The sequence below is a fragment of the Chitinophaga sp. Cy-1792 genome (genome assembly GCF_011752935.1).
Lineage (GTDB): Bacteria > Bacteroidota > Bacteroidia > Chitinophagales > Chitinophagaceae > Chitinophaga.
The window spans coordinates 804944-819414 of the sequence record NZ_VWWO01000002.1 but is presented as its reverse complement, the minus strand read 5'-3'; the positions used below and the strand labels follow the sequence as shown (position 1 = coordinate 819414).

General features: G+C 46.8%; 12 protein-coding genes and 1 tRNA gene. 9 read left to right on the top strand and 4 right to left on the bottom strand.

Annotation, left to right across the window (positions count from 1 at the left end):
- Positions 1–75 precede the first annotated feature (75 nt).
- From F3J22_RS17615 to F3J22_RS17605, 3 genes are all read left to right on the top strand, one after another.
- Complete coding sequence (locus F3J22_RS17615) at positions 76–1170, top strand: VWA domain-containing protein (RefSeq protein ID WP_167019261.1); 1095 nt, start codon at positions 76–78, stop codon at positions 1168–1170.
- Between the two features lie 28 nt (positions 1171–1198).
- Positions 1199–2695, top strand: coding sequence for a sigma 54-interacting transcriptional regulator (locus F3J22_RS17610; RefSeq protein WP_167019260.1), 1497 nt, complete (start codon positions 1199–1201; stop codon positions 2693–2695).
- A 264-nt stretch (positions 2696–2959) separates the two neighbouring features.
- Complete coding sequence (locus F3J22_RS17605) at positions 2960–4258, top strand: Gfo/Idh/MocA family protein (protein WP_167019259.1); 1299 nt, start codon at positions 2960–2962, stop codon at positions 4256–4258.
- Positions 4259–4307: 49 nt separating this feature from the next.
- On the opposite strand, the gene F3J22_RS17600 is transcribed toward F3J22_RS17605, so the two are convergent.
- Both F3J22_RS17600 and F3J22_RS17595 read right to left on the bottom strand, forming a co-directional pair.
- Positions 4308–4787, bottom strand: a complete 480-nt coding sequence (locus F3J22_RS17600; RefSeq protein WP_167019258.1) for a GNAT family N-acetyltransferase — start codon at positions 4785–4787, stop codon at positions 4308–4310.
- 146 nt (positions 4788–4933) lie between these two features.
- On the bottom strand, positions 4934–5803 hold the full coding sequence (locus F3J22_RS17595; protein WP_167019257.1) for an AraC family transcriptional regulator: 870 nt from the start codon (positions 5801–5803) through the stop codon (positions 4934–4936).
- Between the two features lie 87 nt (positions 5804–5890).
- Between F3J22_RS17595 and F3J22_RS17590 the strand changes: the two genes are divergently transcribed.
- Positions 5891–6901, top strand: coding sequence for a zinc-binding alcohol dehydrogenase family protein (locus F3J22_RS17590; protein WP_167019256.1), 1011 nt, complete (start codon positions 5891–5893; stop codon positions 6899–6901).
- A 42-nt stretch (positions 6902–6943) separates the two neighbouring features.
- On the opposite strand, the gene F3J22_RS17585 is transcribed toward F3J22_RS17590, so the two are convergent.
- Positions 6944–7822, bottom strand: coding sequence for a nucleoside phosphorylase (locus F3J22_RS17585; RefSeq protein WP_167019255.1), 879 nt, complete (start codon positions 7820–7822; stop codon positions 6944–6946).
- A 203-nt stretch (positions 7823–8025) separates the two neighbouring features.
- Here F3J22_RS17585 and F3J22_RS17580 point away from each other — a divergent pair.
- The 4 genes from F3J22_RS17580 to F3J22_RS17565 all read left to right on the top strand — a co-directional run bounded on the left by F3J22_RS17580 (position 8026) and on the right by F3J22_RS17565 (position 10691).
- Positions 8026–8096, top strand: a tRNA-Cys gene (locus tag F3J22_RS17580).
- 366 nt (positions 8097–8462) lie between these two features.
- Positions 8463–9248 carry a diaminopimelate epimerase gene (dapF, locus tag F3J22_RS17575; protein WP_167019254.1) on the top strand — a complete coding sequence of 262 codons (786 nt, stop codon included), beginning with the start codon at positions 8463–8465 and terminating at the stop codon, positions 9246–9248.
- A 30-nt stretch (positions 9249–9278) separates the two neighbouring features.
- Positions 9279–10217: a magnesium transporter CorA family protein gene (locus F3J22_RS17570; RefSeq protein ID WP_167019253.1), complete on the top strand. Its 939-nt coding sequence runs from the start codon at positions 9279–9281 to the stop codon at positions 10215–10217.
- Between the two features lie 21 nt (positions 10218–10238).
- Positions 10239–10691, top strand: coding sequence for an NUDIX domain-containing protein (locus tag F3J22_RS17565; RefSeq protein ID WP_167019252.1), 453 nt, complete (start codon positions 10239–10241; stop codon positions 10689–10691).
- 59 nt (positions 10692–10750) lie between these two features.
- Here the strand turns inward: F3J22_RS17565 and F3J22_RS17560 are convergent, their stop codons facing one another.
- Positions 10751–11557, bottom strand: a complete 807-nt coding sequence (locus F3J22_RS17560) for a queuosine precursor transporter (RefSeq protein WP_167019251.1) — start codon at positions 11555–11557, stop codon at positions 10751–10753.
- A gap of 345 nt (positions 11558–11902) precedes the next feature.
- Between F3J22_RS17560 and F3J22_RS17555 the strand changes: the two genes are divergently transcribed.
- On the top strand, positions 11903–14452 hold the full coding sequence (locus tag F3J22_RS17555) for a YfhO family protein (protein WP_167019250.1): 2550 nt from the start codon (positions 11903–11905) through the stop codon (positions 14450–14452).
- Positions 14453–14471 lie beyond the last annotated feature (19 nt).

The window sequence follows — 14471 nt, the reverse complement described above, 5'->3', positions numbered from 1 at the left end:
AAATACAAATCTGTGACGATTATTAGTAGATAGATTTCCAGTTATTTTTCGTTAATTTTAGGTAGAACTAGTGCTATGAGAGGAATTACATTTTCCAGGTTTATGCCTGGTGACAATACTAAGCCACCTTTCCAGAAACTACTGGATCTCTTCACACAACTCCTTACCTATACCAGCGGCGATGTTACAGAAGCCCTTCAATGGCTAACCCAGCTGGATAATGAGTATGGCCTCACTGATGAAGAATATGGCATAGGTGATTTCCTGAAAGAACTACAGGAAAAAGGTTTTATCCGTGAAAACGAAACCACCGGAGAAATCGTTATCACCTCCAAAACAGAACAGACCATCCGCAAAAGCGCATTGGAAGAAATCTTCGGCAAACTGAAGAAATCTTCCACAGGAAACCATAATATCCGTAAATCAGGCAATGGCGACGAACTGAATGCAGAAACAAGACCCTTTCAGTTTGGCGACCCTGTAGACCACCTGGATATTACCGCCTCCATTCATAATGCGCAGGTAAACCACGGTATCGATAGCTTTAATATCGAACAGGATGACCTCGTTATCAGGGAAACAGACTTCAAAACACAAACGTCTACAGCCCTCATGATTGATATATCCCACTCCATGATTTTATATGGAGAAGATCGTATCACCCCGGCAAAGAAGGTGGCCATGGCCCTCAGTGAGCTGATTACCACCCGATACCCGAAAGATACCCTCGATATCATCGTGTTTGGTAACGATGCCTGGCAAATCGAAATTAAAGACCTGCCTTACCTGCAGGTAGGCCCGTACCATACCAATACCGTTGCCGGCCTCGAACTGGCCATGGACCTGCTGCGCCGCCGCAGGAACCCTAACAAGCAGATCTTCATGATCACCGATGGTAAGCCCACCTGCCTCAAACAAGGCAAACAATACTATAAAAACAGCTTCGGGCTCGACAGAAAAATCCTTAACAGGACCCTCAACCTCGCCGCCCAATGCAAAAAATTAAAAATTCCCATCACCACCTTCATGGTGGCCACTGATCCCTGGCTACAACAGTTCGTCCAGGAATTCACCGAAACCAATAACGGAAAAGCCTTCTTCTCCGGTACCGATAAATTAGGACAGTTCCTCTTCTACGATTTCGAAAATGGTAAAAGAAAACTATTCTGACATCTCCCGTAATCAGTAAAAAATTAGCATGGACACTAACATAAAAACACTCGGAGAACTAAAGAAAAGCGGATACAAGCCTAAGTCAGTAAAAGAAGAAATCAGACAAAACCTGATTACAAAACTGAAACAGAAAGAAGCGACCTTCCCCGGTATCATCGGCTATGAAGATACCGTGATTCCCGATACGGAAAGAGCTTTGCTGTCGCGCCACAACATCCTGTTCCTGGGCCTCCGCGGCCAGGCCAAAACCAGGATGGCACGCCAGATGGTAGACCTGCTGGATGAATACATCCCTGTGGTAGATGGCTCGGAAGTAAACGACGATCCTTTCGCACCACTCTCCCGCTTTTCCCGCGACCTCATCGCAGAAAAAGGCGATAAAACACCCATCAGATGGCTGCACCGCACCGAACGCTACGGTGAAAAACTCGCCACACCCGACGTTTCCGTGGCTGACCTTATCGGCGATATCGACCCGATTAAAGCCGCTAACCTGAAACTTAACTTCGCAGACGAACGTGTCATACATTTCGGTATCATCCCCCGCTCCAACCGCGGGATATTCGTTATCAACGAACTCCCCGATCTGCAGGCACGTATACAGGTATCCCTCTTCAATATCCTCCAGGAAGGCGACATCCAGATCCGCGGATTTAAAGTAAGGATGCCACTCGATATCCTCTTCATATTTACCGCTAACCCGGAAGACTATACGAACCGCGGCTCCATCGTTACACCGCTGAAAGACAGGATCGAAAGTCAGATCATCACCCACTACCCGAAAAATATCGAAAACTCCCTGCTCATCACCGAACAGGAAGCTGATGTACACGCAGACCAGGCGAAGAAAGTACAGATCTCCGATATGGTGAAACGCCTCATCGAGCAGGTAGCCTTCGAAGCCCGCAGCAGCGAATATGTCGATAAGAAAAGTGGCGTATCTGCCCGCCTTACCATTGCAGCGTATGAAAATGCTGTCAGTGCCGGCGAACGCAGGGCCATCATCAATAAAGAAAAAGATACACAGGTCCGTATAGGAGATTTGCAGGCCATTATTCCCGCCATCACCGGGAAAATAGAACTGGTATACGAAGGAGAACAGGAAGGCCCATTGCAGGTAGCACACAACCTCCTCGACAAATCCATCCGCTCCGTTTTCGCCAATTATTTCCCTAACCCGGAAAGCTTCAAAAAGCGTAAACAGACTTCTCCCGCTGAAAACCCTTACCGTACCGTCATCCAATGGTTCGATAAAGGCAATCAGCTACAGATACTGCAGGACCTCACAGATAAACAATACGAAACCGCTCTCAGCAAAGTAGAAGGCCTCCGTGAGCTCGTCGGCGAACGGTTCCCCCGCGCCTCCACCAAAGAAGCCATGCTGCTGATGGAGTTCGTCCTGCACGGACTCAGCGCCCACTCGCTTATCAGTAAAAAAATACTCGAAAACGAAACACGCTTCTCCGACCTCCTCGGCACCATGATGAACTTCAATCTCAACGCCGAAGAAGATATGGACTAGCGCTTCGCTTAAATATTTCGCTTCGGTCATCTCCGGAGATTTGCCCGCCTCCGGCGGGCAGAAAACACAAAAAAGAGCCAATGCCGAAGGCATTGGCTCTTTTTTGTTAGAAAAAACCGCTAAATACCTTCAGCTAGCGAAAAAAACGAAGAAAAAACAAAACAGATCTCCCAACCTACCATTCATCTTCTTTCTCCCAAAAAAAATCAAACAAAACACTATCTTATACCCGCATTATTCCACGCGCAAAACCGTTTTATTACTATGACAAATTCCCGGAGATCATTTCTCAAATCCGCCACTACACTAGTAGCCGGTGCCAGCCTCCTCCATACACTCCCATTACGTGCCATAGCTCCAAGCGATAAAATCCGCGTTGGCGCCATCGGTATCAACGGCATGGGATGGGCAGACCTCACCGCACTCCTGAAAAATCCAGAGGTAGAATGCGTTGCACTCTGCGACGTAGACAAAAACGTACTGGATAAAAGAATAGGTGAGCTGGCACAGAAAGGTATTAAGGTGAAAGGCTATTCCGACTATCGCAAGCTACTGGAAGACAAATCCATCGACGCCCTAGTGATAGGTACCCCTGACCACTGGCACTGCCTCCAGATGACAGATGCTGTATCAGCAGGTAAGGATGTTTACGTTGAAAAGCCTGCCGGCAACTCCATCATCGAATGCAATACCATGGTGGCCGCACGCGATAAATACAACCGCGTCGTGCAGGTAGGCCAATGGCAACGCAGCCAGCAACACTTTAAAGATGCACTCGACTTCGTACACTCCGGACAGCTGGGCCAGGTACGCCTTGTAAAGGCATGGGCCTATATGGGATGGATGAAATCCATACCTGTACAGCCTGACGGCACTCCACCTGCAGGCGTGGATTATAAAACCTGGCTGGGACCCGCCGCCACAAGGCCTTTCAACCCCAACAGGTTCCACTTCAATTTCAGATGGTACTGGGATTATGCCGGCGGACTCATGACCGACTGGGGCGTACACCTCCTGGACTACGCACTCATGGGCATGAAATCCGGCGCCCCTAAGTCTATCATGGCCGCAGGCGGAAAATTCGCTTACCCGGACGACGCAGCAGAAACACCGGATACCCTCACTACAGTGTATGAATTCGATAACTATAATATTCAGTGGGAACAGGCTACCGGCATCGATGGTGGCCCTTACAACCGCACACACGGCATTGCCTTCATCGGCAACAACGGTACGCTGGTAGTAGATCGTGGAGGATGGGAAGTAATCCCTGAAAAAGGTAAAATGGAAGCAGTGGCCCGCAAACCTTCGGTAGACAATGGCCTGGACCTGCATGCGAAAAACTTCATAGAGGTGATCAAGTCACGCAAAATCGATGACCTGCACTGCCCTATCGCTGCTGGTGCGCACGTAGCTACTATCGCGCAAATGGGTAACATAGCCTATCGTACAGGTAAAAAGGTTTACTGGGACGCAAACAAAAAGCAATTCACAGAAAACGATGCCAATAAATTACTGGCAGCTGCATACCACAACGGCTACAATATCCCAAAAATCGGATAAGAAGTATATAAACTAAAAAAGGCAGTAGCGTAATCTACGCTGCTGCCTTTTATTTAGCTTCAATATTTAATGACAGATATACCGCACTGCTGATCGGATTATCATAATACGCCGCAATAGGCTCAAACCCAAGCGAGGTATATAATTCAATGGCAGGCCGCATATGTGCCAGCGTATCCAGTATTATACGCTTATAACCTAATGCTTTACTTTCTTCAATTGCCTTTGCCGCCAGGGCTTTGCCTACACCATGCCCATGGAATGCATCTCTTACAAACAGGCGCTTCATCTCTGCAGTAGTATTGTCAAATTGTCTGATCGCTACACATCCCGCTACCTGACCGTCAATCTTTGCAAGGAATAATGCACCTGTAGGTGCCTCATAAGCTCCGGGAAGATGAATCATTTCTTCTTCGAACTGCTGGAAACTAAGATCTACATTTAACCAATTGGCATATTCACGAAATAAGGACCTCAGTTGATCTAAACTCGTGGTATCATCGGCGGTTACTTTAATTATCTCAATCATAACCCCTCTCTTTTTTTAATCCCGGAAATATTATCCGGGCGTACAACTTAGCATTTTTTTCTGGTTTTTCAAGCAAAAAATCAACAATTATTATAAACTTCACACCATTTTATGAAATTGCCAGATATTAACATATTTATACAATTTTACTGACGTGCATAATCACGCTTGTATTCCAACGGTGTACGCCCCGTAATTTCCTTGAACTGAGAAATAAAATGCGAAATACTGCTGTAACCACAGGCATAGGAAACCTCTGCCACATTCCCTGAATCTTCCGCCAGTAGCCTGCAGGCATGGCCTATCCTTACCTCCATCACAAAATGTATATATGTTTTCTGCGTCTTTCCCTTGAAATAACGGCAGAATGATTGCCGCGTCATATGCAGCATCCCGGCCACTTCAGCGATACTGATCTTCTCCGTAAAATTGGCAAAGGTATAATCGAACACCTGCTTCAGCCGGTCGTCCTTTTCGAATGAGGCCTGCTGCATAAACCCTGTAGACGACAGCTCTTCATAGGTGCCGGCACTCACCATCTCTTCCATCATACTCAGCAACTGTATCAGCTGCCGCCCAGGCGTTGCCGAAGCTGCCGCGATAATCTGCTGCCCGATGCGCTCCGCAAGGGCGCCATGTAAGCGCCAGCCATTGGCACACGACTGAATGAAGGTATTGACAGGCCTGGCTTCCGGCAGATCAAGAAACGCCTGCCCCGTCAGCCGGGGATGAAATTTTATGCAGATCGTTTCTCCGGCACCCTGCTTTTTCTGCTTCAGAAAAGCATCTTCATGACGCAGACAATGCGGCAGATCCGCACCAAAAACCAGCACGTCGCCGGAATGGAAAGGGCCAATGAAATCCCCTACCAGCATAGTTCCTGCACTACGATGTATCAACAGGATCTCTATCTCCGGATGATAATGCCAGTTGTTGATCATCTCCCTGCCGGTATCCCTTCTTACTATAAAAGAATGCTGAGGCGATGTAGTCATCTGCCTGAGTGCTGGTTTCATATGCTAAAGTATCAGGATGGTAATATACAGCAATTTTTAATGCTTGTGCAGGAGTATCACCATAAAGCCAGATAATAAATTTGTCACATGAAATTAATTCAATGCCTGGAACCAGGACAACTGATTTATACCGAAGCACCCATCCCGGCACTCACCGCCGGCCATACCCTGCTGCAGATCAAACGCATCGGCATCTGTGGTACTGACATCCACGCGTATGACGGCACACAGCCTTACTTCACCTACCCGCGCATATTAGGTCATGAACTGGCCGCCGAAATAGTTGAAACCACTGATCCGGAACTGCACCCCGGCAGCAAAGTGACCATCATCCCCTATTATGCCTGTGGCACCTGTATCGCCTGCCGGCAACAAAAACCGAACTGCTGTAGCAGTATACAGGTGGCCGGTGTACATATAGACGGCGGCATGAAAGAATTCATGCTGGTGCCCAATAAAGCCGTCATAGCAGGCAATGATATGACACTGGACGAACTGGCGCTCACAGAGCCGCTGGCTATCAGCGCACACGGGATCCGCCGCGCTGCTGTAAAAGCGGGTGAGCAGGTACTAATCATGGGCGCAGGCCCTATTGGCCTGGGGGCTGCTGCGTTTGCGCTACAGGCAGGTGCAACGGTGATTATGCTGGATGTGAACCAGCAACGCCTGGCTTTCTGTAAAGATTTATTTCCGGAGATTACAATTATTAATGTATTGGGAGAGGATGTTACGGGAGAGATAGCAAAGATCACCAATAACGAATATTGCAGTGTGGTCATCGATGCATCAGGCAATCAGCAGGCCATCAATAACTGCCTCCAATATCTTGCCCATGGCGGCAGAATTGTGCTGATAGGTTTACAGAAAAAAGAACTGATATACAGCCACCCTGAATTCCATAAAAGAGAAACTACGTTGATGAGCAGCAGGAATGCGACGGTAGCAGATTTTCAGTATGTGATGGATTGTATCCGCGAGCAGAAGATTTCACCGTTGAAGATGATTACACATCGTGCCACCTTTGAAGAAGCGGTAGCAGCATTCCCGCAGTGGGTACGGCCGGAAAATAACGTGATCAAGGCAATGATAACCTTATAATAAAAGTAAGCGTCTCTACTAATGTAGAGACGCTGATGCTGCTTAGATAGCAGCTATAATTTCAAGACCTTTTTTAATCAGTGCCGCCACAGCCGCACCGCCGTCTTTACTGAATTCCTGGCGGATACGGTTCGCTACAATCGCACTTACGGATAAGCACTGGTGGCCTAACACACGACCCATACCATAAATACCGGAAGTCTCCATTTCGAAGTTGGAAATACGGTGATGGTTATACGAAAACTGAGTGAGGTTATCAATCAGGTTCGGATTGCTCAGGGTGCCTCTCAGCACGCGTCCCTGTGGTGCATAGAAACCAGGACAGGTAACGGTAATACCGGAATAGAACCCATCAGTGAAGTGTTTCGCCAGCGAATCCGCAGCAGCAAAAATGGTAGGACTGGCACTACCCGGGTGCAGGGCTACCTGACCACGGAAAGCTTCTAGCAGCTGTTTTTCTTCGGTACTGTTTTCAAATAAATAATAAGGCATCAGGTTATCTAACCCCAGCCCGAAAGAAGAAACCACGAAGCTGTCTACCGGAATACCTTCCTGTAAAGCACCGGAAGTTCCCAGGCGGATAATCTGCAGGGAAGTAATGTCCTTTTTCACGAGGCGGGTGTTAAAATCAATATTCACCAGCGCATCCAGCTCGTTAAAAACGATATCTATATTATCAGTGCCGATACCTGTTGATACAACAGACAGGCGTTTATTTCCAATATAACCGGTATGGGTTACAAATTCGCGGTGCTGATATTTACCTTCAATTTTGTCAAAGTGCTGACTCACTGCACCAACTCTGTCCGGGTCGCCAACTGTAATGATAGTATGGGCGAGTTCCTCAGGTCTTACATCCAGGTGATATACGGCACCACGGCTATTAATAATCAGTTCTGATTCGGCGATACGTTTGTCCATGTTAGTATTTTTAAATTCTCAATAGCATTCAAAACCTAGTTCTGATGCCCAATATTCCTATGTTCTGAACTATTATCAAAATATTTTTTTAGATATTTTTTAAATAATATTTGGTGATTATCAGAATTTTACTACTTTTGCAATCCCAACAACGAAACACAATGCTACGAAACGGGTGAAAAATAGTAACATTGCAAATATAAGGTTTCATGGCCGAGTGGCTAGGCAGAGCTCTGCAAAAGCTCGTACAGCGGTTCGAATCCGCTTGAAACCTCGAAAAGCCAGGACATCGTCCTGGCTTTTTTCGTTATATGATTCCCATTAAGGTTTGCGCCGATTATTTACACAACGCTGCATTGCTCATTATTGCCATTCTGAGGCGTTTGTTTCCCAAATGTTTCCCATAATTCACAACGCCTCATACTCCCTTCTGCTATTCGTTTTACCATTACGCTGCGGAATGCCCATACGTTACATCTTTCCCATGTGATATAGGGCGCCACCTGCGGTGGCGCCCTATATCACCTTCCCATCGGGATGCCGAAGGCGTCCCGATGGGAAAGCCCAACAAAAAACAACAAATAGTAATCCTTTCTCCCATATCATCATCTGCCCAAAAAAAGAATATATATTTGTACCCATGAATCAGATTCATTTTTACAAATACCAGGGAACAGGAAACGACTTCGTCATCATGGACAACCGTAACGGCCAGTACGACTGGCTTACAGACGAACAGGTCCACGAACTCTGCGATCGCAGATTCGGTATCGGTGCAGACGGATTAATGCTGTTAAATAAGAGCGAAGACTATGACTTCGCCATGAAATATTATAATGCCGACGGCCGCGAAGGCACCATGTGTGGTAACGGTGGCCGCTGCCTCGTTGCCTTTGCCAATAAAATGGGCGTTGGCGATGGCAGCTTCTTCTTTATCGCAGTAGATGGTGAACACGAAGCCACCATGGACGGCGATAGCTGGGTGAATCTCAAAATGCAGGATGTAGACGATGTGGAACATGGTCCACTCTACTATTACCTCAACACCGGCTCCCCTCACTTTGTAAAACATGTAGATGATGTACAGGCTGTAGACGTTTTCAACGAAGGCCGCGCCATCCGCTACAACGAAAGGTTTGCAGCTGTTGGCACCAACGTCAACTTCGTACAGCCTTTTGAAAATGGCATCTTCGTACGCACCTACGAAAGAGGTGTGGAAGATGAAACCTACTCCTGCGGAACCGGCGTAACCGCCGCCGCACTTACTTCTGCCGGCAACGAAGAAAAAGAATACACCATTCCCGTTCAGACACTGGGCGGTCAGCTGGAAGTTCGCTTCACCAAAACCGGTGAACGTACCTTCGATAATATCTGGCTCTGTGGCCCTGCTACCCTCGTTTTCGAAGGACAGATCACACTCAGGTAATTATTCTTATCCTTCCACCCGCACTCCCTGATGATCCAGTATTTTAAAAATATTGATGGTAAAACAGTGGCTATCCAGGCTCCCGACGACGGAGCCTGGATAAACATCACACCTCCACTGAAACAAAGCGAATTCGAACTGCTGTCAGAAAACCTGGACATCCCCCTCGACTTCCTCACCGATTCCCTCGATATCGATGAACGCTCCCGCTATGAGCTCGAAGACAAGGTCAGGCTGATCGTTATTAAAACACCTACAGAAAATAATTCCTTCAATGATAGTGATGCCTACTACATCACCATCCCCATCGTGATCATTCTCACACATAACCAGATCATCACGGTAAATTCCTTCGACAACACCGCTATCAAAAAATTCCTCAACACCTTCCATAACCGCTCCTCTGAAAAGAGAAATATGATGGTGCTCAAAATATTTGAAAAAGTGGTTGTCAACTTCCTCGATCATCTCAAGGAAATCAATCAACGCAGGAATATGCTGGAACAAAAACTCTACGATTCCAACAGAAACGAAGAGCTGCTGGCCCTCATGCGTATTCAGAAAAGCCTCGTTTACTTCGTGACCGCCCTCCGTAGCAACGAACTGCTGCTCATGAAACTGGAACGCACGAATTTCCTCGGCCTCAACGAAGATGAAAAGGAATTCCTCAACGACCTGATCGTAGACACTTCCCAGGCACTGGAAATGGCAAACACATATACCAACATCCTCAGCGGTACCATGGATGCTTTCGCCAGTATCATTTCCAATAACCTCAACGTAGTGATGAAACGACTCACGTCCATCACCATCGTACTGACTTTCCCTATGCTGGTAGCCAGCATCTACGGCATGAACGTAGATATTCCCTATCAGCATACCATGCACGCTTTTTATATACCCATCATGCTCTCCATAGCAATTTCAGTGATTATCAGCTGGTATTTTATGAAGAAGAGATGGTTCTAATCCGATATACAATACTTCCATATGCAAACAGGTTTCAACGTTAGAGTATACGGCATCATGATCAATGAGAAAAAACAGGTGCTGGTAAGTGATGAATATATCCGTGGCGGTTACTATACCAAGTTCCCCGGCGGCGGACTCGAATTTGGCGAAGGCACCCTGGAGTGCATTGTACGCGAATGGCAGGAAGAACTCAGCCAGGACGTAAAAGTAGTAGAACATATCTACACCACCGACTTCTTCCAGATCTCCGCTTTTGATAATGTAACACAGATCATCTCTATATACTATCTGGTTACACCTACCTCCGCTTTTGTAGCGCCAACGATCGATAAACCATTCGATTTCGAGGTACCGGAAGGCACGGACGAAATGGAAAGAGCCAGATGGATCGACTGGGAGGATTTCTCCGAAGCATCCGTCAACCTGCCTATTGATAAGGTAGTGGCGAAGATGGTGAAAGAAAAATATTAATAAATAAAGAAGCCCTCCTTCCACTTTGCAGAAGGAGGGCTTTTCTTATATTCTTCAGATTAATCTACGTTGATAGGCGCCACCAACGGATGCTCCTGGCCCATGGCCTCCGCTTTCATACGCTCGGCAGTTTCATGGCCGAGGAACTTGTTGATCCTGTGCTCCAGTATGTAAATTAAAGGCGTTAACGCGATAGCTACGATGGCTTTGTAGGTGTAGTTAACAACACAAATGGCCAGTACCCGCTGCCAGGTCCAGCCCTGCCCTACTTTGAAAGCTATAAACAATACGATAAAGCTGTCTACCAGCTGCGACACCAGCGTACTTCCTGTTGCACGCAGCCATACATGTTTATTACCCGTACGACGCTTAATATGGTGAAATACGGTTACATCCACCAGCTGACTCACCAAAAAGGCGGTCAGACTCGCAAAGATGATCCACATACCTTGTCCGAATATCTGTACAAACGCGTTCTGCATATCTGGAACACCGTCTGTTACCTTACTGGTACGCCAGAAATCGGAGGCTGGTACCTGCATAGCCACAAAAAACATGATAAAGGCATAAGAAATCATACATACCGCGATATACGAAATCCTTTTCACCGCCTTAGGGCCATAATATTCATTAACAACGTCCGTCATGACAAATTCCAGCGGCCACAATAACACACCGGCAGTAAGTGTCAGTGATAAACCCTTCTCACCAAATACAGTAAAACTATGTACCGGCAATCCTACCATCTGCTCGAGCAGAAATAATTTTCCTCCGATACATTCTGCAATCAGGGCATTCGCAACAAAAAAACAGGCAAAAATGATGAATAGCTTTGTGGGCTTATCATTCAGAAAATGTTTGATCATTTTAGAAGGTTACTATTAGTTGAACTATTAGAATTAACAGATTAAGCAAATATACCCAAGGTGGTAATGATTGCCACGTTATTTTTCTTATCAGTAATAAAACAGCAACGATTATACTCAGTAATAAATTGACGGGCATCGCAATTCCTACTCCCAATATCAGTATATGATTTACAACGGCATCAAGGGCATGATTATAAGATATAATACGTAGTATTTCGCCGATAATAAAGCACACATTGCAGATAAACACAAATTTTAACAGAAAACGAATCCAGCCCATATTGAAATTTCGGATAAATTACAGTTATTTTTGTTTCTTTAAAACTAAATCTGAAATATCCGATGAAGCAAAACTGGCTAAAAGCCATACTTCCACATTTGGCGGCTATTGGTATCTTCCTGATCCTGGCCACTGTTTACTGCTCCCCCGTTATGGAAGGGAAAGTAGTAAACCAGTCCGACATGATGAACGTGCAGGGAATGGCCAAAGAAGCAAAAGATTATTATGAACGTACCGGCGACATTCCGCTGTGGTCTAACAGCATGTTCGGCGGGATGCCAACTTATGTGGTGTATACCGGCCCTAACGCCAACAAGCTCGCCATCGTAAACCGCGCTGTATGCCTGTTCCTGCCAGACCCTATCAACATGCTCTTCCTCGCAATGGCATGTATGTACCTGCTCGCCTGTGTACTGAATATCAGGTACTGGATCAGGATATTAGGCGCCATAGCATTTGCCTTCTGCACCTATAACGTTATTATTATTGATGTCGGCCACGTTACAAAAATGTACGACATCGCACTGATGCCGGCCGTATTCGCAGGTATATTACTGACCTACAACCGGAAACTGATCAGCGGATTCGCACTCACAACACTCGCTACCGGTCTTTTTATCTATAACAATCACCTCCAGGTGATCTATTATACCCTGATCTGCATCGCCGTACTGGCCATCGCTGCTTTTGTACGCGCCCTCAGGGAAAAACAATTACCTGATTTCTTCAAAGCATCTGTTGTGCTCGCAGTAGCCGCTATTCTGGCTACCCTGCCCAACATGAACGCATTGATGATCACCAAGGAATATACGGACTACACCATGCGTGGCAGCAAGTCTGAACTGACTATCGCCTCTCCTGATGAATCCGGCAACAGTAAAAAAGATACCAAATCTACCGGTCTGGATATCAACTATGCCTACGACTGGAGCTATGGTTTGTCTGAATCATTTACCTTCCTGATTCCTGGCTATGCAGGTAATGCTTCCAGTGCAAAACCAGGCCCTAACTCGAATGTAGCTAAAGCCCTGACTAACATTGGTGTACCTGAAGCACAGCTTGAACAGGCCATGAACCAGCTGCCTTTCCCGATGTACCATGGCGACCAGCCTAAAGGAACTTCCGGCCCTGTATACGTAGGTGCTATCATTTGCCTACTCTTTGTATTGGGATTAATAATAGTACGCAGCTGGCACCTCTGGTGGCTGGTACCGATCACTATTATCGGCTTCATCCTCGCATGGGGCAACCACTTCATGGTAGTCAACGAATTCCTTTTCTATCATCTGCCGCTTTATAATAAATTCCGTGCACCGGCAATGGCCCTCGTTATTCCATCCTTCTCATTTGTAGTGATGGCAATTCTCGCACTGGATGAATTACTGAAGCCGGAGAATAAACAGGCTGCCATGCTGAAAGGCCTTTCACTGTCGACCCAGATCACCGCTGGTGTAATAGTGATAGTAGGCATTTTCGGTAGCATGTACATGAACTTCACCAGCCACAGCGATGCCACCATTATGGGCTACTACGGCCAGGCTTTCGGCAACGCTGAAAACGCAAAAACTGTCATCAGGGCCCTCGAAAAAGACCGCGCAGACCTCATGCTCTGGGATAGCATCCGCTCCCTCGTATTCGTAGGTATCGCCTTCGCACTGCTCTGGGCTTACCTGAAAGGTAAACTCAACATGACCATCCTGGCAGTAGCCTTAACACTGGCGGTGACCATCGACCTCTGGCAGCAGGATAAAAAATACCTGAACAGCGACAGCTTTGTGGACGATACCACCTTCATGTCTGAACTGCAGCCTACTGCTGCCGACCTTCAGATCCAGAAGGACCCGGACCCTTACTTCCGTGTATGGAACCTCTCCGCACCACTGGATAACGCCGCTCCTAGCTACTTCCACAAAAATATCGGTGGCTACAGTCCTGCTAAACTCTGGATCTACCAGGATATGCTCGACCATCAGCTGGTACCTGTTTACCAACACATCGCCAGCGGCAAACCTTCCGAACAGGATTGGCGCATACTGGCCATGATGAATACCAAATACCTGATCTACCCTGGTCAGAATGGTCAGATGGTGGCACAGCGCACACCTGAAAACTATGGTAATGCATGGTTCGTGAAAGGTATCCTCTATGCACCAGATGCCAACAGCGAAATGCTGGCACTCAATACACTGGACGTAAAAGACAGCGCCGTAGTGGATAAACGCTTTATCCCTCAACTCGGCGGCCAGCAATTCCAGCCGGTAGCCGACACCAACGCCACCATCAAACTGACCCAGTACGGCCTCAACAACCTGGACTATGAATCCAACAACAGCCAGGAAGGCTTTGCCGTATTCTCCGACATCTACTACCCTGCCGGATGGGAAGCGTTTATCGATGGTAAACAAACAGATATCATCCGTACCAACTATGCACTGCGCGGTATGAAAATTCCTGCAGGCAAGCATAAAATCGAGATGAAGTTTGCACCGAAAACATTCTTCACCGGTGCTAAAATATCTGCGATAAGCTCTATCCTGATGCTGATACTGGTAATCGCCGGATTCTTCCTGCAGCCGGTATTTGATAAAAGGAATCAAAAGAAAGAAGCCTGATCACACAGGTAACCAATAA

Excerpts from the sequence above, each read along its gene's own strand:
- F3J22_RS17615 (WP_167019261.1), top strand. The coding sequence starts at position 76 with ATGAGAGGAATTACATTTTCCAGGTTTATGCCTGGTGACAATACTAAG.
- F3J22_RS17610 (WP_167019260.1), top strand. The coding sequence starts at position 1,199 with ATGGACACTAACATAAAAACACTCGGAGAACTAAAGAAAAGCGGATAC.
- F3J22_RS17605 (WP_167019259.1), top strand. The coding sequence starts at position 2,960 with ATGACAAATTCCCGGAGATCATTTCTCAAATCCGCCACTACACTAGTA.
- F3J22_RS17600 (WP_167019258.1), bottom strand. The coding sequence starts at position 4,787 with ATGATTGAGATAATTAAAGTAACCGCCGATGATACCACGAGTTTAGAT.
- F3J22_RS17595 (WP_167019257.1), bottom strand. The coding sequence starts at position 5,803 with ATGAAACCAGCACTCAGGCAGATGACTACATCGCCTCAGCATTCTTTT.
- F3J22_RS17590 (WP_167019256.1), top strand. The coding sequence starts at position 5,891 with ATGAAATTAATTCAATGCCTGGAACCAGGACAACTGATTTATACCGAA.
- F3J22_RS17585 (WP_167019255.1), bottom strand. The coding sequence starts at position 7,822 with ATGGACAAACGTATCGCCGAATCAGAACTGATTATTAATAGCCGTGGT.
- dapF (WP_167019254.1), top strand. The coding sequence starts at position 8,463 with ATGAATCAGATTCATTTTTACAAATACCAGGGAACAGGAAACGACTTC.
- F3J22_RS17570 (WP_167019253.1), top strand. The coding sequence starts at position 9,279 with ATGATCCAGTATTTTAAAAATATTGATGGTAAAACAGTGGCTATCCAG.
- F3J22_RS17565 (WP_167019252.1), top strand. The coding sequence starts at position 10,239 with ATGCAAACAGGTTTCAACGTTAGAGTATACGGCATCATGATCAATGAG.
- F3J22_RS17560 (WP_167019251.1), bottom strand. The coding sequence starts at position 11,557 with ATGATCAAACATTTTCTGAATGATAAGCCCACAAAGCTATTCATCATT.
- F3J22_RS17555 (WP_167019250.1), top strand. The coding sequence starts at position 11,903 with ATGAAGCAAAACTGGCTAAAAGCCATACTTCCACATTTGGCGGCTATT.